Source organism: Arthrobacter sp. Y3223164 (assembly GCF_059091005.1).
This window is the reverse complement of sequence record NZ_JBNHGF010000968.1, coordinates 1-304: the sequence shown is the minus strand read 5'-3', so window position 1 is coordinate 304 and position 304 is coordinate 1. Positions and strand designations below refer to the sequence as shown.

Here is a 304-nt window from a genome sequence, read left to right as displayed (position 1 = left end):
CTTCGCCTCGCCGGCCGCCCTCGCGAACGTGCTCGCCACCGCCGACGGCCTCACGGACGAACACCGGGTGGCCCTGGCCGACGTGAAGCTGCTGCTCTCGGCCGGCGCGCCGATCCCCGAGCCGCTGCTGGCCAAGGTGCAGTCGCTGATGCCGTCCGCCCAGCTGCACACCCCCTACGGCATGACCGAAGCGCTGCCGGTGACGGACATCAGCCTGGCGGAAATCCGCGCGGCCGGTTTCGGGAACGGCGTCTGCGTCGGCACCCCCGTGGCCGGGGCCACGGTGGCCATCGCTGCGGTGGCC

General features: G+C 74.0%; 1 protein-coding gene. It reads left to right on the top strand.

All coding sequences use genetic code 11. The features are described from left to right. Window positions 1–304, top strand: a 304-nt coding sequence (locus AC5RUJ_RS18955) for an AMP-binding protein (RefSeq protein ID WP_494156600.1), incomplete at both ends; no start/stop codon positions are given.